The 17,109-nt window shown below is 62.8% G+C and carries 16 protein-coding genes and 4 pseudogenes; 11 read left to right on the top strand and 9 right to left on the bottom strand.

The window, feature by feature from the left end; translation table 11 throughout:
* Positions 1 to 153: 153 nt before the first annotated feature.
* Both NMA58_RS12725 and chrA read left to right on the top strand, forming a co-directional pair.
* Positions 154 to 969 (top strand): chromate resistance protein ChrB domain-containing protein, encoded by an 816-nt coding sequence (locus NMA58_RS12725; protein WP_097598053.1) that lies wholly within the window; start codon positions 154 to 156, stop codon positions 967 to 969.
* A 1-nt stretch (position 970) separates the two neighbouring features.
* Complete coding sequence (gene chrA, locus NMA58_RS12720; protein ID WP_434710357.1) at positions 971 to 2,392, top strand: chromate efflux transporter; 1,422 nt, start codon at positions 971 to 973, stop codon at positions 2,390 to 2,392.
* Here chrA and NMA58_RS12715 read toward each other — a convergent pair whose 3' ends face one another.
* Together NMA58_RS12715 and NMA58_RS12710 are read right to left on the bottom strand one after the other, a co-directional pair.
* Positions 2,393 to 3,724 (bottom strand): hemolysin family protein, encoded by a 1,332-nt coding sequence (locus NMA58_RS12715; RefSeq protein WP_097598055.1) that lies wholly within the window; start codon positions 3,722 to 3,724, stop codon positions 2,393 to 2,395. It abuts the gene before it with no gap.
* 93 nt (positions 3,725 to 3,817) lie between these two features.
* A pseudogene (locus NMA58_RS12710) lies at positions 3,818 to 3,922 on the bottom strand (VOC family protein); the annotation flags it as partial.
* Between the two features lie 252 nt (positions 3,923 to 4,174).
* On the opposite strand from NMA58_RS12710, the pseudogene NMA58_RS12705 reads away from it, so the two are divergent.
* A pseudogene (locus NMA58_RS12705) lies at positions 4,175 to 4,449 on the top strand (RcnB family protein).
* 475 nt (positions 4,450 to 4,924) lie between these two features.
* On the opposite strand, the gene zigA reads toward NMA58_RS12705, so the two are convergent.
* Entirely contained in the window at positions 4,925 to 6,130 is a 1,206-nt protein-coding gene (gene zigA / locus NMA58_RS12700; protein WP_430958411.1) for a zinc metallochaperone GTPase ZigA, read from the bottom strand.
* A gap of 116 nt (positions 6,131 to 6,246) precedes the next feature.
* Positions 6,247 to 7,311, bottom strand: a complete 1,065-nt coding sequence (locus tag NMA58_RS12695) for a zinc ABC transporter substrate-binding protein (RefSeq protein ID WP_434710354.1) — start codon at positions 7,309 to 7,311, stop codon at positions 6,247 to 6,249.
* Between the two features lie 101 nt (positions 7,312 to 7,412).
* On the opposite strand from NMA58_RS12695, the gene NMA58_RS12690 reads away from it, so the two are divergent.
* The 3 genes from NMA58_RS12690 to NMA58_RS12680 are packed head-to-tail and all read left to right on the top strand — an operon-like array spanning position 7,413 to position 9,572.
* Complete coding sequence (locus NMA58_RS12690) at positions 7,413 to 8,372, top strand: ATP-binding cassette domain-containing protein (RefSeq protein WP_434710352.1); 960 nt, start codon at positions 7,413 to 7,415, stop codon at positions 8,370 to 8,372.
* Positions 8,365 to 9,177 carry a zinc ABC transporter permease subunit ZnuB gene (gene znuB, locus NMA58_RS12685; RefSeq protein WP_183702427.1) on the top strand — a complete coding sequence of 271 codons (813 nt, stop codon included), beginning with the start codon at positions 8,365 to 8,367 and terminating at the stop codon, positions 9,175 to 9,177. Before NMA58_RS12690 ends, znuB begins: the two co-directional genes overlap by 8 nt.
* Positions 9,174 to 9,572, top strand: a complete 399-nt coding sequence (locus tag NMA58_RS12680; RefSeq protein ID WP_064694566.1) for a Fur family transcriptional regulator — start codon at positions 9,174 to 9,176, stop codon at positions 9,570 to 9,572. Before znuB ends, NMA58_RS12680 begins: the two co-directional genes overlap by 4 nt.
* 237 nt (positions 9,573 to 9,809) lie before the next feature.
* Here the strand turns inward: NMA58_RS12680 and NMA58_RS12675 are convergent, their stop codons facing one another.
* Positions 9,810 to 10,649, bottom strand: a complete 840-nt coding sequence (locus tag NMA58_RS12675; RefSeq protein ID WP_434710350.1) for a hypothetical protein — start codon at positions 10,647 to 10,649, stop codon at positions 9,810 to 9,812.
* Between the two features lie 250 nt (positions 10,650 to 10,899).
* Positions 10,900 to 11,433, bottom strand: coding sequence for a hypothetical protein (locus tag NMA58_RS12670; RefSeq protein ID WP_434710348.1), 534 nt, complete (start codon positions 11,431 to 11,433; stop codon positions 10,900 to 10,902).
* A 191-nt stretch (positions 11,434 to 11,624) separates the two neighbouring features.
* On the opposite strand from NMA58_RS12670, the gene NMA58_RS12665 reads away from it, so the two are divergent.
* Both NMA58_RS12665 and NMA58_RS12660 read left to right on the top strand, forming a co-directional pair.
* On the top strand, positions 11,625 to 12,200 hold the full coding sequence (locus NMA58_RS12665) for a transglutaminase-like cysteine peptidase (RefSeq protein WP_434710346.1): 576 nt from the start codon (positions 11,625 to 11,627) through the stop codon (positions 12,198 to 12,200).
* Positions 12,201 to 12,268: 68 nt separating this feature from the next.
* Positions 12,269 to 12,667 carry an ester cyclase gene (locus tag NMA58_RS12660; RefSeq protein ID WP_430958416.1) on the top strand — a complete coding sequence of 133 codons (399 nt, stop codon included), beginning with the start codon at positions 12,269 to 12,271 and terminating at the stop codon, positions 12,665 to 12,667.
* Between the two features lie 20 nt (positions 12,668 to 12,687).
* On the opposite strand, the pseudogene NMA58_RS12655 reads toward NMA58_RS12660, so the two are convergent.
* Positions 12,688 to 12,899: pseudogene (locus NMA58_RS12655) on the bottom strand (hypothetical protein).
* Positions 12,900 to 13,270: 371 nt separating this feature from the next.
* Here NMA58_RS12655 and NMA58_RS12650 point away from each other — a divergent pair.
* Entirely contained in the window at positions 13,271 to 13,672 is a 402-nt protein-coding gene (locus NMA58_RS12650; protein ID WP_097598062.1) for a hypothetical protein, read from the top strand.
* Positions 13,673 to 13,889: 217 nt separating this feature from the next.
* Positions 13,890 to 14,597 carry a methyltransferase family protein gene (locus tag NMA58_RS12645; RefSeq protein WP_434710343.1) on the top strand — a complete coding sequence of 236 codons (708 nt, stop codon included), beginning with the start codon at positions 13,890 to 13,892 and terminating at the stop codon, positions 14,595 to 14,597.
* Positions 14,598 to 14,808: 211 nt separating this feature from the next.
* On the opposite strand, the gene NMA58_RS12640 is transcribed toward NMA58_RS12645, so the two are convergent.
* Complete coding sequence (locus tag NMA58_RS12640) at positions 14,809 to 15,339, bottom strand: gamma carbonic anhydrase family protein (RefSeq protein ID WP_434710341.1); 531 nt, start codon at positions 15,337 to 15,339, stop codon at positions 14,809 to 14,811.
* 10 nt (positions 15,340 to 15,349) lie between these two features.
* The gene (locus tag NMA58_RS12635) at positions 15,350 to 16,045 is read right to left on the bottom strand and encodes a fumarylacetoacetate hydrolase family protein (protein ID WP_085778646.1); all 696 of its coding nucleotides are present in this window, start codon (positions 16,043 to 16,045) and stop codon (positions 15,350 to 15,352) included.
* 275 nt (positions 16,046 to 16,320) lie between these two features.
* On the opposite strand from NMA58_RS12635, the pseudogene NMA58_RS12630 reads away from it, so the two are divergent.
* A pseudogene (locus NMA58_RS12630) lies at positions 16,321 to 17,080 on the top strand (nucleotidyltransferase domain-containing protein).
* Positions 17,081 to 17,109 lie beyond the last annotated feature (29 nt).

Here is a 17,109-nt window from a genome sequence, read left to right as displayed (position 1 = left end):
CGCCGTATAGACGGACCTAACCGCAGCGGAAGCGTCGTCCTTGACAGGACGGGGTGTCTTTGCCAATGCTTTGGTTCTGGGGTTGCGATCACCCCACGAGGCGACATGCTGAAGAATCGCGTCCGGTACAACCGATCAACGGAGGGACGCGTGATGCCGTCATTTCTCGAAATATCTCCCGACAAGCTCAGCCGCCTCATCGGAACACCCGGTGCGCCCTGCATCATCGACGTCCGCACGGACGAGGATTTCGCGCTCGATCCGCGCCTGGTGCCGGGCTCGATCCGGCGCGACCACGCCGAGGTTGCGTCGTGGGCTGATGGCATCGATGCCGATGCCGTCGTCGTGGTCTGCCACAGGGGAGCCAAACTCAGCCATGGCGTCGCCGCCTATCTCAGGCATGCGGGGATTGAGGCGGAAAGCCTCGAAGGCGGTTTCGAAGCCTGGGCCGCGGCCGGACCAGCGGTACCCGAGGCGAAGCTGCCGCGCCGCGACGGGCTGGGGCGCACCGTGTGGGTGACCAGGGCGCGGCCGAAAATCGACCGCATCGCCTGTCCTTGGCTGATCCGGCGCTTCGTCGATCCGAGCGCTGTCTTCCTGTTCGTGCCGGCCCCTGAGGTTGTCGCCGTCGGCGAGCGCTTCGGAGCTGCGCCCTTCGATATCGAGGACGTGTTCTGGAGCCATCGCGGCGAGCTCTGCACATTCGACGTGATGGTCGAGGAATTCGGGTTGGCGTCCGAACCGCTCTTGCGCCTGGCACGGATCGTCAGGGCGGCGGATACGGCCAGGCTCGATCTGGCACCCGAGGCGTCCGGTCTGCTTGCCGCCTCGCTCGGCCTCTCCAGAATGTATTCCGACGATCTGGAGCAACTCGAGGCCGGAATGCTTCTCTACGATGCCTTCTTCCGCTGGTGCCGTGATGCGACCGACGAGACCCACAACTGGCCCGCGCCGAAAAAGAGGGCATGAGATGGTCGATATGACGGAGAACGCGCCCGCCGGACAGGCGGGCAAGAAGGATGCGGGCGAGGGGCATCACCACGGCGTTTCGTTCGGGGAGGCCTTCCGGGTGTGGCTGCGCGTCGCCGCCTTGAGCTTCGGCGGCCCGGCCGGCCAGATCGCCGTCATGCACCGGATCATCGTCGACGAAAAGCGATGGATCGGCGAGCACCGCTTCCTGCATGCCCTGAATTATTGCATGCTGCTTCCTGGGCCGGAGGCCCAGCAGCTCGCCGTCTATATCGGCTGGCTGATGCACCGCACATTGGGGGGGCTCGTCGCCGGCGCGCTCTTCGTGCTGCCGGGCTTCCTGTCGATCCTTGGCCTCAGCTATATCTACGCGGCTTACGGCAGCATCGGCATCGTCGCCGGCCTGTTCTTCGGCCTGAAGGCGGCCGTCCTTGCCGTCGTCGTGCAGGCAGTCATCCGCATCGGCAGCCGCGCGCTGAGGAACCGCGTCATGCTTGCCATCGCGGCCGTGGCCTTCGTCGCCATCTTCTTCTTCCACGTGCCGTTCCCGCTGATCGTGCTGGCCGCCGGCATCGGGGGGTTCCTCGGCGGCCAGTTCGGGCTTGCTGCCTTTAGTCCGGGCGGCGGCCACAAGGCCGCAAGCGACGCGGTGCTGTCGGATGCCGAATCGGCGCTGGGCGAGGGTATTCCCGCGCATGCGCGCGCCAACCTCGCCTGGTCGCTGCGCATATCGGCTATACTGCTCGCCCTCTGGCTGGTGCCGGTCGCCGCCCTTTACGCGTTCTTCGGACAAGGTGACGTCTTCAGCCAGATCGGCCTGTTCTTCAGCAAGATGGCGGTCGTCTCCTTCGGCGGCGCCTATGCCGCGCTCGCCTATGTCGCGCAGCAGGCCGTGCAGCATTTCGGCTGGCTGAAACCCGGCGAGATGCTGGACGGTCTCGGAATGGCCGAGACCACGCCGGGGCCGCTGATCATGGTGCTCCAGTTCGTCGGCTTCATGGCCGCCTTTCGCAATCCCGGCTCGCTCGATCCGATGCTTGCCGCCACCCTTGCCGCGATCCTGACGACATGGGTGACCTTCGTGCCCTGTTTCCTCTGGATATTCCTCGGCGCGCCCTTCATCGAAAAGCTGCGCGGCAATGTGGCGCTTGCCGGGGCAATGTCGGCGATCACGGCGGCGGTGGTGGGCGTCATCCTGAACCTCGCCATCTGGTTCGGCCTGCACACACTCTTTGCCGAAGTCACGCAGGTCAGTTTCGGCAACCTGCGGCTCGATATTCCAGAGCTGCAATCTGCCGTACCGGCGGCAATCGCGCTTTCCGCCGCCGCCGCCATCGCGCTCTTCCGCTTCAAGACCTCGGTTATCACGACGCTCTTCGGCTGTGCGATCGCCGGCATGCTCTGGACACTGGCTATGAATTGATCAGGCCTCTGCTCCCTCGACGGGAATGCGGGTCGCGAGCATCTTGTCGATGCGCATGCCGTCCATGTCGAGCACCTCGAAGCGCCAGTCTTCGAAGAGGAAGGTTTCGCCGGCTTCCGGGATATGTTGAAGCTGATGCAGCGCGAAGCCCGCCAGCGTATGGAAATCGGCGTCGGGGCGATCCTTGAGGCCGAGCCGTTCGAAGGCATCGAAGGCCGGCATCATTGCGTCGATCAGCAGCGAACCGTCTTCCCGCACGACGATGTCGGGCTCCTCGTCGGCGCCCGGCAGATCGCCGGCGATGGCCTCGAGCAGGTCGGTCTGGGTGACGATACCCTCGAGACTGCCATATTCGTCGACGACGATGGCGAGGCGTACGGGCGATGCCTTGAAGCTGTCGATGACGCGTACGACCTTGGTACCCTCATGCAGCACCAGTGGCTGCTTGATCACCTCCAGCGGCCTGACCTTGCCGCCGTCGAGGACCTGATCGAGAAGATCCTTCTTCAATACCATGCCGATCGGTTCGTCGATCGAGCCGCGGGCGACCAGCAACTGCTCATGGCTGCACTCTCGGATCGTCTTCAGAATCTCCGCCTCGCTGTCGTCGGCATCGAACCATTCGATGTCGAGACGCGGTGTCATGATGTCGGAGATCGGCCGGTCGCCGATGTTGAATACCCGCTCGACGAGTTGCTGCTGCACCTGGTTCAGAAGACCCGCCTCCTGGCTCTCGGCGACCAACAGCTTCAACTCCTGCGGTGAGTGGAACGAGGATTCTCCGGTTCCGGCGCGAAGGCCGACGGCTCGCAGCACAAGGTTGCCCATGCCGTTCAAGGTGAAGATCGCCGGCTTGAACAATAGCAGGAAGAGGCCGAGGGGCCGCACGACCGCAAGCGAGGTGGCCTCGCTGCGCTGCAGCGCCAGACTTTTGGGCGCGAGCTCGCCGAGCACGATATGCAGCGCCGTGATGATGACGAAAGCGATGACGATGGCGACGGTATGGGCGCCGGTCGTTACCCATGGCTCAGGCAGCCAGGAGAGCAGCGGTTCGATCAGGTGGGCGAGTGCCGGCTCGCCGACCCAGCCCAGAGCCAGCGACGAGATGGTGATGCCGAGCTGGGTGGCCGCGAGATTGGCGTCGAGATTGTCGATCGCGCGCTGGAGAGCGGAGGCATTCATGCGACCGGCCGCGACGAGCTCGGCAACACGGCTGCGCCTCATCGAAACCAGTGCGAATTCGGCGGCGACGAAGAAGCCATTGGCAGCGACGAGAAAGAACACGGCTAGTATCCCGACAAAGTCGAAGAGCCCGCCCGCGGATTCGGACATATTTTGCTTACCCCTGAATTGATGCGAGTCCGAAACTACACGCTCGCACAGAGCTGGCAAGGCGCGGCCGCCATTCTTGCGATGCCGCGGCGCTTATCGCTTCGGCGCTTCGAAGAGCTCGACAGGGTTTCCGGCCGGGTCTTCCAGCAGGATCTGCTTGCCGCCGATGCCCTGGACTATGTCGTTGCGAAAATGCGCGGCGCCCGCGCTCGAGCGAAGGCGCGGAGCAACGCTCCGTCATTTGAATCTGCGCCCAATTCCGCAGAAAATCGAATCCGATCTTCGGGGCTAATGCGTGGATTACGTCGTGTTGGGAAAAGGGCTGTTCGCTGGAATGCATAAGATTGAACTAAGATATGAGGCCAACCACGCATGCATCTGATCCTGCGCCCAACATGAGGAACCCCACATGAAAAAGCTCTTCTTTCCGCTTCCTTCCTTCTCTCGCCGATCATCGCCTCCCAAGCCAGCGCGGATGATTTTCGCCGCCCGCCTGTCGTCGTCCAGAAGAAGGTGATCGTCAAAAAGACCGTCGTGCGACCGCATTGGAAGAAGGGATATCGCGTCAATGCCCGCGAACGTCGCCAGTTTCGCGACGTCAACGACTATCGCCGCTACCGCTTGGCGCCTCCGCCCCGCGGCTATCGCTGGGTGGCACCGACAACGATTTCCTGCTGATCGGCGTTACCAGCGGGGTGATCTCCAGCATTATCGTCGGACGCTGATTGGGAATGGATGAGGGCGGCGGAGGCCGTCCTTTCCGGTTTTGGGGAGAGAGGAGAGGACGTGCCGTGGCCCCCTCTGGCCTGCCGGCCATCTCCCCCACAGGTGGGAGATCGGCTGGGCGCGACGGCTTCCCCAAGCAACTCAAGTGGTGATTGTCGATGCCGTTGGAGAGGGAGCGATGGTCAAGCCTCCTGCCGATCTCCCCCGGCAGGCCAGAGGGGGTGCCAAGCACGCCGAGGCTGCCGGAAGGAAAGGCATGGTGTTTAGCGGTGATACGCCTTTCCAATCCTCCAGCATCTCCTCATCACCCCCGCCTGCATGGCACCACCCGCTCCGCGATAATGCCGAGCAATCCCCTTGCTTTACGCCCCGGCTCATCGGCAGCCTCATGCGTCAACGGATGCAGCCCCTCGATCGGCGGCAATGGATCGCATTCCTCGCAGACGCAGCGATAGGGTTTGATCGCTGTCGCCTTCATGCCGCCTGCCGGCTCCAGCTGGCGAAGGGGTCGGGCAGGTTGCGCCAGAGTTCAGGTGTGAAGGCATCGCTTTTCACCAGACAGGCGTCGAGTTCGCTCCTGATCCACGCCTCGTCCATCGGGTCAGTGCCGATGAAGACGATTTCCTGGCGGCGGTCGCCCCAGACGGGGTCGAGATAGGGGCCGATGGCGCTGATGAAGCCGGGTTCCTCGGGCCATTGTTCGCGCGGCACAGAAGCCCACCACAGGCCCATCTTGGAGGTGCGGACGATCGCGCCCGCCTGGCTGACCTCGCCGACATGGTGCGGCCGCGTCGCCAGCCAGAAGAAGCCCTTGGCGCGTACCACGCCCGGCCATGTCCTGTCGAGAAAGGCCTGCAATTTTGCCGGATGGAAGGGCCGCTTCTCGCGATAAACGAAGGAGCGAATGCCGTATTCCTCGGTCTCCGGCACGTGATCCCTGAAGCCGTGCAGTTCCTTGTACCAAAGCGGATGGGTCTCGGCCCTCCCGATGTCGAAACGGCCGGTGCCGAGCACCTCCATCAGCGCAACCTTGCCGAAATCCGCCTCGATCAGTTTGATATCCGGATTGAGGCCGACGACGATCTTGCGCGCGGCGTCGCGCTGTTCCTCGCTTGCCGTGCCGATCTTGTTCAGCACCACCACATCGGCAAATTCGATCTGCTCGACCAGCAGGTCGACGATCGTCCTGTTGTCCCCGTCGCCTGCGGTTTCGCCGCGGTCGGCGAGAAAATCGGCCGAGGCGTAATCGGCGAGCAGATTGGCGGCATCGACGACGGTCACCATCGTGTCCAACCTTGCAACGTCGGACAGGCTTTCGCCATTCTCGTCGCGAAATTCGAAGGTGGTGGCGACGGGCAGGGGCTCGGCGATGCCTGTGGATTCGATCAGCAGGTAATCAAAGCGGCCCTGATCGGCGAGAGCGCGCACCTCCTTCAACAGGTCGTCACGCAGCGTGCAGCAGATGCAGCCATTGGTCATCTCGACCAGCTGTTCCTCGGTGCGCGAGAGATTGGCGCCACCATCGCGCACGAGTCTGGCGTCGATGTTCACCTCGCTCATATCGTTGACAATCACGGCGACGCGCAGGCCCTCACGATTGGTGAGCACATGGTTGAGCAGCGTGGTCTTGCCGGCTCCGAGAAAGCCGGAGAGCACCGTGACCGGAAGTCTGTTGTCCATGGGAACCTCATTTACGTTATTAATGTTATATCATTACATCGATGGCGACGAAAAAAGGCGGAACGGGGTCATCCGCCTCTTTCCGCCTCAGCATTCTCCAGAGCGTCGCATAAGAGTCATGCGCTGGAGAGGCAAGCCTTCATGCTGTCGGCGATGCCGCGCATGAGGGTGAAGTAGAGATCGGGGCCGGCCTTGAGGGTCGCGGCTTCGGGGTCGAGTATGCCCGACTTGGCGCTCGTGCCTTCGATGACGACCTTGACGAGGCGCGGCTCGAACTGCGGCTCGGCAAAAACGCAGGTTGCGCCGAGTTCGCCGACCTTACGGTGGATTTCCGATACGCGCTCGGCGCCGGGAATGGTTTCCGGGCTGACTGTGATCGAGCCAGCGACGCGGATGCCGTAGCGGTGCTCGAAATATTGGTAGGCGTCGTGGAAGACGACGAAGGGCTTATCCTTGAAGGGGGCGACGGTGGCGGCGATCTCCTTGTCTAGCGCCGTCAGCTTGTCATCAAGCGCCTTGGCATTGGCCTGATAGGTCAGCGCATTGGCGGGATCGGCGGCGACCAGCGTCGTGGTGATGACAGTGGCCATCGCCTTCGCATTCATCGGATCGAGCCAGAGATGCGTATCGAAGGCGCCGTGTCCGTGCTCATGCTCTTCATGATCATCGTGATGCGCGTGGCCATCGTCACGTCCGGGCTCAGCCGCATGATCGTGACCATGATCATCTCCGGAGGCATTTTCATGGTCCCCGTCGTCATGCGGCTCGAAGGCGCCGCCTTCGCGGAAGGGCAGCTTGGTCAGGCCTGGCGCATTGTCGAGTTCGACGACGCTGGCGTTCGAGCCCAAAGCTTCGAGCGGCTTTTCGAGAAAAGCCTCCAGGTTCGGGCCGACCCAGAAGATGACCTTGGCCTCCTGTAGCGAGCGCGCGTTCGAAGGCTTCATGCTGTAGGTGTGCGGGGAGGAGGCGCCATCGACGATCAGCGCCGGCTCACCCACGCCCTCCATGATCGCCGCAACCAGCGAATGGATCGGCTTGATCGAGGTGACGACGACGGGCGCATCGGCGGCCCGCATCGTGCCGGCAACGAGCAGGGCGGGGATCGCAAGGGCCGGGATGGCGAGGGCAGCCGGTATTCTGAGGGCCAGGCTGTCCAGGGCAGGCCCCAAGGCGCGTTTCATCGTATGCTCCGCTTGAATTGCAAATGTTATGTTATTACATCAATTGCGTTATGCTATAACGTGTGCAATAGCAGGATGCAACAGCGCTGTCGGAAAATTTGATGCTCTCTCCCGCAAATACCAAGGGCGAACGGCTGGTTTCGCTTGAAAATGTCGGCGTTCTGCGCGGCGGCCGCTGGCTGGTGCGCGGCGTCGAATTTTCCGTTTCGCGCGGCGAGATCGTCACGCTGATCGGCCCGAACGGCTCGGGCAAGTCGACGAGCGCCAAGGCCGCGATCGGTGTTCTGAAGCCGGATGAGGGCAGGGTGGAGCGACGCCCGGGCCTCAAAGTGGGCTATGTTCCGCAGAAGCTTTCGATCGACTGGACGCTGCCGCTGACGGTGCGCCGGCTGATGACGCTGACGGGGCCGCTGCCGGAGCGCGACATCCAGGCAGCGCTCGAAGCCGCCGGCGTCGCCCATATGATAGGCGCCGAGGTTCAGCATCTCTCCGGCGGCGAGTTCCAGCGGGCGCTGATGGCCCGGGCGATTGCCCGCAAGCCCGACCTGCTGGTGCTCGACGAGCCGGTGCAGGGGGTGGATTTCTCCGGTGAGATAGCGCTTTACGACCTAATCAAGTCGATCCGCAACGCCAGCGGCTGCGGCATCCTGCTGATTTCCCACGATCTCCACGTGGTGATGGCCGAGACCGATACGGTGATCTGCCTCAACGGCCATGTCTGCTGCCGCGGAACGCCCGAGACCGTCAGCCGCAGCCCGGAATATGTGCGCCTGTTCGGCAGCCGGGCAGCCCAGACGCTTGCGGTCTACAGCCATCACCACGATCATACCCACCTGCCGGACGGCCGAGTGCGTCATGCCGACGGCACTGTGACGGATCATTGCTATCCCGAGGATGGGCATCATGCTCATGCGCGCCATGAACACGCGCATGACCACGGGCATGAGCACGCACATGGCTCCCATGAGCACGGGCATGACCACGCTCACGACGATCGTCACGGGCACGATCATGCGCATGAACACGCCCATTCCCGCAGCGAGGAGGGCCGCCATGCTTGACGATTTCTTCGTGCGCGCCATCCTTGCCGGCGTCGGGCTGGCGCTGACGACGGGGCCGCTCGGCTGCTTCATCATCTGGCGGCGCATGGCCTATTTCGGCGATACGATCGCCCATTCGGCGCTTCTCGGCGTCGCGCTGTCGCTGTTGTTCGAACTCAACCTGACGCTGGCCGTCTTCGCCGTCGCCGCGCTCGTATCGGTGTTGCTGCTCTTCCTGCAGAAGCGCCAGGCGCTCTCGGCCGATGCGCTGCTCGGCATCCTCTCTCATGCCACGCTGGCGATCGGCCTCGTCATGGTCGCCTTCATGAGCTGGGTCCGGATTGATCTCATCGCCTTCCTGTTCGGCGATATCCTTGCCGTGTCCACATCGGACATCGCGCTGATCTGGGGTGGCGGGCTCTTCGTGCTGGCGGCGATCGCCTGGCTCTGGCGGCCGCTGCTCGCGGCCACCGTCAATGCCGAGCTTGCCGAGGCCGAGGGGCTGCGGCCCGAGCGGGCGCGGCTCTTCTTCATGCTGCTGATGGCCGTCGTCATCGCAATAGCCATGAAAATCGTCGGCATCATGCTGATCACCTCACTGCTGATCATTCCGGCGGCTGCAGCGCGCCGCTTCTCGGTCACGCCGGAGATCATGGCAGTGCTCGCCGCGCTGATCGGGGCGGCCGCCGTCGTCGGCGGGCTGTTCGGCTCACTGACCTACGACACGCCGTCCGGCCCCTCGATCGTGGTCGCGGCGCTGATCCTCTTCATTCTCAGCCTGCTTCCCGTCAGGCGCCGCGCGCTCGCGCAAGGACAAGGCTCATGACAACACCGCAGCTCACCAAGAACCAGTCGCTGGTTTTCGAGGTGCTTGAGAAGGCCGAGGGGCCGCTCAGCGCCTATACTATTCTCGACAAGCTGCGCGACCACGGTTTTCGTGCGCCGCTGCAGGTCTACCGGGCGCTGGAGAAGCTGCTCGAATACGGCGTCGTGCACCGACTCGAAAGCATCAATTCCTTCGTCGCCTGCGCCCATCCCGGCGACAACTGCCACAGCCACGGCATCGTCGCCTTCGCCATCTGCGAAAGCTGCGGCCAGGTGATGGAATTCCATGACCACGAGGTCGACCACCGGCTGATGGGCTGGGTGCGCGGGCAGAAGTTCAAGCCCGAGAAGACCACGATCGAGATCCGCGGATTGTGCGAGGCGTGCGCTGCGTGAGGCGGGGAGCTCCGTCCCGCTACAAAGGACACGGCATTCAATAACACAGGGCCGCAAACCGGCCCTCCGTTTATTAACAACCTTTTTCCGTCCGGGTCATTCTCGCGCTGGCTTGGAGGATCTGCTTCGTGTCGACCCTACGGAGATGCTCGCGACAATCGCGAGCATCAGGAAAGGGGGGGCGCCCGCTCTGCCCGCCAGCTGAGTGGCGGGGCCAAGCCGCCTTAACCGTTCCGATCAGTTTTTGCCGGAATCACCCTTGCCGGCACCGTCATTGCCGCCCTTTCCGGCCCCATCGCTGCCTGCGTTGCCCGCGCCGTTGTTGCCGCCCTTGCCGGCATCGCCATTGCCGCTGCTGCCCGCACCGTCGTTGCCGCCCTTGCCGGCATCGTCATTGCCGCTGCTGCCCGCGCCGTCGTTACCGCCCTTGCCGGCATCGCCATTGCCGCTGCTGCCCGCACCGTCGTTGCCGCCCTTGCCGGCATCGCCATTGCCGCCGCTGCCCGCGCCGTCATTGCCGCCCTTGCCGGCACCGCCGTTACCGCCGCTGCCTGCACCGTCATTGCCGCCCTTGCCGGCATCACCGTTGCCTCCGCTGCCCGCGCCGTCGTTGCCGCCTTTGTCGGAACCGCCGTTGCCGCCCTTGCCATGGCCGTGATCTTCCCCGTCCTTGCTGCCGCTGTGATGGTCTTTTCCACCCTTACCGGGTTCATCCTTGGCGTGGTCGTGATCCTTTCCGCCTTTGTCGCGGCCGTGATGATCGTGGTCCTTGCCGCCCTTGTCGCCCTTGTCGCCCTTGTCGCCCTTGTCGCCCTTGCCGCCCTTGTCGCCCTTGCCGCCCTTGCCGCCCTTGCCGCCCTTGTCGCCCTTGCCGCCCTTGCCGCCCTTGCCGCCCTTGTCGCCCTTGCCGCCCTTGCCGCCCTTGCCGCCCTTGTCGCCCTTGTCGCCCTTGTCGCCCTTGCCGCCCTTGTCGCCCTTGCCGCCCTTGTCGCCCTTGCCGCCCTTGTCGCCCTTGTCGCCCTTGTCGCCCTTGTCGCCCTTGTCGCCCTTGCCGCCCTTGCCGCCCTGTTCGCTCATTGGCCGTCCCTTGGCCAGCCCATGCCGCCCCTTGTCGCCTCTTGTCAGCCCTTGTCCGCCCTTTTGCCACCTGTTCTTGTGTCGCCCTTGGTCGCCCTTGCGCCCTCATTTGTCGCACTATGCCTCTTATCGGCCTTGTTCGCCCTGGTCACCGCTGCGCCCTGGTTCGCGCACTGCCGGCCTGGTCGCCCTCTGCCGCCCTGGTCATGCCACTGCGTCCCCTGGTCGCCAACTGCCGCCCCTGTGTCGCCTACTGCGCCTGGTCGCCACTGCCGCCCTGGTCGCCACTGCCGCCCTGGTCGCCACTGCCGCCCTGGTCGCCACTGCCGCCCTGGTCGCCACTGCCGCCCTGGTCGCCACTGCCGCCCTGGTCGCCACTGCCGCCCTGGTCGCCACTGCCGCCCTGGTCGCCACTGCCGCCCTGGTCGCCGCTGCCGCCCTGGTCACCACTGCCGCCCTGATCACCGCTACCGCCTTGGTCGCCGCTGCCGCCACTTTGGCCGACGTCTTTGCTGTCACCGTCATCGCCACCGTTGCCATTGCTGACGTGCGAGTTGGTGTTGGATGTCTTCTTGCCACCGACGTCACGGCTGCTGCGATCCTTATCGTTCGGACCGAACTTGCTGTCGGTCTGTATTGCCCGCGTGGGCATGCACAGCCTGTATTCGAGGGTGCCGCGGACTGCGGCTTTGCAATTAACGACTGTGGGGGCTGCCGTTGCCAAGCTGCTGCTTGCCAGAAGGGACGCCACAGCGAGGCTGAATTTTGCTGCTCTGCTGATCATTTCACTCGTCTCCCAAGATTAAAAAACCGTTAATGGGGAGAAGATTTATACTAACAAGGGATTAACATGAAGAATAAACAATGGTTAACTTGTTCCGATCACCAAATACAGTTAAATTTCCAAGTATAAAATTTTAATAAATTTTTATACCCGCTGTGTTATTCTCCCGTTACGAACAGAGCGAATCGGCCATGAAGCGTCTCCTTTCTCTTGCTGTATTTTTGGTGGTTATGCCGAATTTTCAGGCAGTTGCAGGATCGTCGCTGCCCGTGACGCGAAGCATTGGCGCACCGGTGGGATTCGCTGCTGCCTGCGCCAAGTACAAGTGGCTGTGCGGCAGGACGGTGGCGCAGGAGCTGAGCGATCAGGCGGGAATAGCGCTTCTTCAAAAGGTCAATCGTGCCGTAAACGGCCGTATCGTTTCGGCGGAAGATCGCTCGTCATCCGGAAATGGGGATGTCTGGTCACTGCCAGTTGCCGGCCGTGGCGACTGCGAGGACTATGCGCTGCAGAAGATGAAAGACTTGATCGAGGCGGGTTTTCCATCGAACAGGCTGGCACTTTCCGTGGTGATCGGACCGCATGATCAGAACCACGTCGTTCTGATTGCCCGCACGGCTAGCGGCGATTATGTGCTCGACAATCTGACCAGCGCCGTGAAGCCCTGGCGCACGACGGGTTACACGTTTCTGGCCACCCAGGATTTCCAATCGCGCACCGGCTGGCGCGTGACGCTTGCCGGTCCCCGTGCCGGCGAGTTCTCCTGAGCTGAAAGCCACAAGGCGGCGCGCTCGCTGCCGCTGCCGAATGCTTCAGCCGAGCAAGGGATTCGTCCGTGACCAAAACCGAACTTGCCGATCTCTACCGAGGCTACATCGCCTGCCTGAACCGGCAGGACTGGCCCGATCTCGGCAAGTTCGTCGACGAGGATGCGGTCCATAATGGCCGGCGGCTTGGGCTTGCGGGCTATGTCGCCATGCTGGAGCGGGATTTCGACGATATTCCCGATCTCTTCTTCAATGTGCGGATGCTTGTTATCGATCCGCCTTACGTTGCCTGCCGGCTGGGCTTCGATTGTTCGCCCAAAGGAAAGTTTCTCGGGCTGGATGTGAACGGCAAGTGCCTCTCCTTCTCCGAGAACGTGATCTACGAATTTCGCGGCGGAAAAATCGTCGAGGTCTGGTCGGTCATCGACAAGGCGGCGATCGAGGCTCAACTTGCGGATGGGCGTTAACCGACCGGAGCGGGACTTCGTCAGATGATAGCGACGCGCTTGCCGAAGGGCGTATCCTTGTCGAAATTCCGGGTGCCGATCCGCTCGCTTTCACCTGATAGGAGCGCCTGTTCCGCGTACCCATCCTATTCGTCTGCGCGGCTCCCTTCGATGCCTGCTGATCGGCCGTGATCTGCGACTGGCGGGCGGCAACCCAGGCATTGTCGGGTTCCGAGCCGATCGAGGTGCTGATGCCGGCCTTGGTGGGCTCGGTCTCGGCGGTGGAGGAGATGCGGTTGACGGCTTCGACCATGGGGGCACTCCTGCGGGTGTGAACCGGCGGACCAGTTGAGCCGTCATCCGACCGCTGATTGGCCGATCCGGGATTCAAATAGTGGGCCTCAGCGGGAAAACGCAAGACGGCATGGCTACTCCCGGAAAAGGCGGAATCAGGTGCAAAGGCGGGAAATTCGACGATGGATTGCATGGCTGGCAAGCTGCCTGGTGCGTGCAAGATGTAAGAATCAGAAACACTTTGTGACTAAGCTACTACAAAAGCTGCGCTTTTCGACTTGCGGGGCAAGTAGAGATGGCGGATATTGCTCACATGTTGAGGACGCTCTCATGATCCGAATGATAGAAGACCCTGCCGAACTGGCTGGCGAAGACATCACTGGCAAATATATTCTCCGGAAGCTGAATTATCATTGGTTCGCTTACGGCAAGGCGGCCATCGTCACCGCCTGTAAAGGCACGATCCTCCACCTCGATCGGGAGGAAACGGTGTATTCCGAGCGCTGGGGTCGTCGTGCCTATACCGGGAGCGGTAAGCGTTATCCCGGCGGTATCTGTCCCATTTCGGCGGTCGCCTGTGTTTGCGATACCCCCGATGACGTCAATGCCGTCATTCAGCTGGATGTCGAAGCGCAGGACGAATTCTATCAACTGATCGCCAAGACGGAAGCCAGAGTTCGGGCGCTTGCCGCTTCGTCGGGAGAGAACCAGTTTCTGGAAGCGGCCGAATAGGCGTTTTTCAACAATATCCAATATTGCCGCAACGACAGTCTGCGGCCACGCAACTTCGGAAACAATGACGTCTGTTATCAGGGGGGCGGGTCCGTTTGCGTCTTGCCACGGGTTGTTGCGGGCGTATCACCTCCTAAGTCAGGCATAAGACTGTCAGACTTTTGCGGCCGCTGCCGACAGCAGAAGGCGCTCGCCCCGGTGGAACGGAAAAACCGTCATGACGCAGGACCACAGCCAGCCGCGTCGCTCGTTTGCGGCGGCGCCATCGGTCAGATCGCTCGCGATAACCGTCGCAGTGATGGTTGTCGCACTGTTCTGGCCCGCCGGCACGTTCGCCTGGCCACGCGGCTGGATCTTTCTCGGCCTTTTCCTGGCGCTGACTGCAATCGCGCTCGTCTGGATCTGGCGGACGAATCCGGAATTGTTTGCGGCGCGTAGCCGATATCAGAAGGGAACCAAGCGCTGGGACGCCGTGGTCGCGACGCTGACGATCATTCTCTTTGCTGCCATTCTTCCGGTCGGCGCGTTCGACGACGGCCGTTTCCACTGGTCGCCGCAACCCTGGTGGGTCGTTGTCCTCGGCTATCTCCTGATGAGCGCGGGCTATCTCGGCCTCACCTGGGCGCAATCGGTCAACCGGCATTTCGAGCCGACGGTGCGCATCCAAACCGATCGCGACCACAAGGTGATCGACAGCGGGCCCTACGCCGTGATCCGCCACCCCGGCTATGCAACCGCCATTTTGCTCGCCGTCGGAGCGGCGCTGTCACTCGGGTCGCTCTATGCGTTGATTCCCGTGGGGCTGCTCGTCGTGGTGCTCTTTGGCCGGACACTCGGAGAGGAGGCGGAGTTGCGCAAGGGGCTTGAAGGATATGCGGAGTATGTGGAACGGGTACGCTGGCGCTGGATCCCGGGTGTCTGGTGAGGGGACCGTAATATCCGATTACTTGCCCTTCACTTGCGCTCCGTGCAATCGCTCCTGTCGTCGCTCACCCCCTCATCTGCCTGCCGGCATCTTCTCCCCGCTGGGGATGCACGTCAGGCAGATGAGGGGGTGAGGAGCGGAAGCGACGCACGCCTTGAGCGTAAGCGAAAGGCAAATGAGGCATATTTTCCTGGAAGAGGCGTCCTCTCAATCACCCAATCACCCTGAGATCCCGCGCAAACCGCTGCCAATTCGCCACATAATTTTCCGCCGAGCGGCGAATACCCTCGACAGCCGCTTCGTCAAGCACCCGCACCACACGGGCGGGTGCGCCGACGATTAACGAGTTGTCAGGGAATTCCTTGCCCTCGGTCACCAGCGCATTGGCGCCGACGAGGCAGTTGTTGCCGATCTTTGCGCCGTTGAGAATGGTCGCTCCCATGCCGATCAGCACGTTGTCGCCGAGCGTGCAGCCATGGAGAATGGCGTGGTGGCCGATGGTACAGCCCTTTCCCGTCGTCAGCGGAAAGCCCATGTCGGTATGGGCCATGACGCCTTCCTGGATGTTGGTGCCGGCGCCGATGGTGATCCTCTCATTGTCGCCGCGCAGCACCGAGCCGAACCAGATGCCGACATTTTCGCCGAGTTCGATATCGCCGATCACATGCGCATCCGGCGCGATCCAGTGGAGGCCGGCGGGCGGCAGTTTGGGGGTCGATCCGCCAAGCGCATAGACGGGCATCGGTCTCTCCTTAGATAATGTCGACCGAGAGCGTCGCAACACCGTCGATGCCGCAGGTGATCCGGTCGCCCCTCGCAACCGCGCCGACGCCGGCCGGCGTGCCGGTCATGATCACGTCGCCGGGCGCCAGCACGAAGAGCTTCGAGAGTTCGGCGATGATTTCCGGCACCTTCCAGATCATCTGGTTGAGGTTGCCGTCCTGGACACGTCGGCCGTTCTGCTCCAGCCAGATCCGGCCTTCAGTGGGATGGCCGAGGCGGCTTGCCGGGACGATTGCGGAGACCGGGGCGGATTGCTCGAAGGCCTTGGCAAGCTCCCAGGGACGGCCGAGCTTCTTGGCCTCGCCCTGCAGGTCGCGGCGGGTGAAATCAATGCCGACGGCATAGCCATAGATGCAGCCGAGCGCATCGGCGGCCTGAATGTTCGCCCCGCCCAATTTCAGCGCCAGCACACATTCGACCTCGTAATGCACGTCGTTCGACAGCGGCGGGTAAGGGAAAGCATTGCCAGCCGGCAGCAGGTTGTCGGGGTTCTTTTGGAAGAAGAAGGGCGGCTCGCGAGAGGGATCGTGACCCATCTCGATCGCATGGTCGGCATAATTGCGCCCGACGCAATAGACGCGGCGCACCGGAAAGCGCTCGTCGCTGCCTTCAACCGGCAGCAGAACCGGTGCGGGACGCGGGATGACGGTGGCGGGATGGGGCATAGCGGGCCTTTCCAGTACTTATCGAGTCTTTAGCTCATCTTAGACGGAAAACCGCACGGCGGGGAAGCGTTCCCGGCAGATTGACGCTGCCGCCGCAGGGCGATATCGTTTCTGCCATGAGCCGGATTTTCGCAGTCTCCACGACGTCTACGACCACCGTTTGGCGGTGGGTGGCAGACGCGTGAACTGATCCGTTCATTGCAGAAGACACCAACCTGCCGGAAACGAGCGGGTTTTTTTGTTGCCGCTCGTCTCCCGCATTCGAGGACGAGATCGTGGACGAACTCCAGAAACAGAATCTTGCCGAGCGGGCGCTTGCCGCTGCCGGCTGTTGTCTCGCCAGCCGCTATGCGGGGGCTGCCTTTGCATATGTCACCGGCTCCATCATGCGCGGTGAGGGGACCACGTTTTCGGACATCGATCTCGTCGTGGTGTTTCCGTCGCTCCAGACAGCCTGGCGGGAATCGTTCACCGAAGACGGTTTTCCGGTCGAGGCCTTCGTCCACGATCCGCAGACTGGCGCATTATCTCCATGCAGATGCGGAGAGCGGCTGTCCGATCATGGTCAATATGGTTGCGACGGGCAGCATCGTAGGGCCGAATATCGAGCGCGCCCGCGCTATCCAGGCAAAGGCGGCGAAAGTGCTGGCGGCAGGGCCGAAACCTCTCGACGGCCCAAGCTACGATATGCTGCGCTATCAGGTCACGGATCTCGCCGACGATCTGCGCGGCGCCCGCCCGCCCGAAGAGATCGCCGCTATCTCAGCACTTCTCTACCAGAAGCTAGCCGACCTCATCCTGCTCGGGCGCGGCGCATGGACCGGCCGCGGCAAGTGGGCGCCGCGCCTCATCAGGAAGCTCGAGCCGCAATTGGCGGCCGAATTCGATATGGCGTTCAGGCTTGCGGTGCAGGGTAACAGCGCCCGCTTCCTCGCCTTGGCCGACAGGGAGCTCGACTTACACGGCGGGCGCTGTTTCAATGGCTTCAAGCAGGAGGCTCCGGTGGCGGCGCGGCGGTCGGAAGAATATCTGTAACATTGGCGAGTGTTTGAGATTGGATGGAA

The sequence above is a fragment of the Rhizobium sp. YTUHZ045 genome (assembly GCF_051124255.1).
GTDB lineage: Bacteria > Pseudomonadota > Alphaproteobacteria > Rhizobiales > Rhizobiaceae > Rhizobium.
The sequence above is the reverse complement of the archived record's forward strand: the minus strand, read 5'-3'. Positions and strand labels throughout refer to the sequence as shown.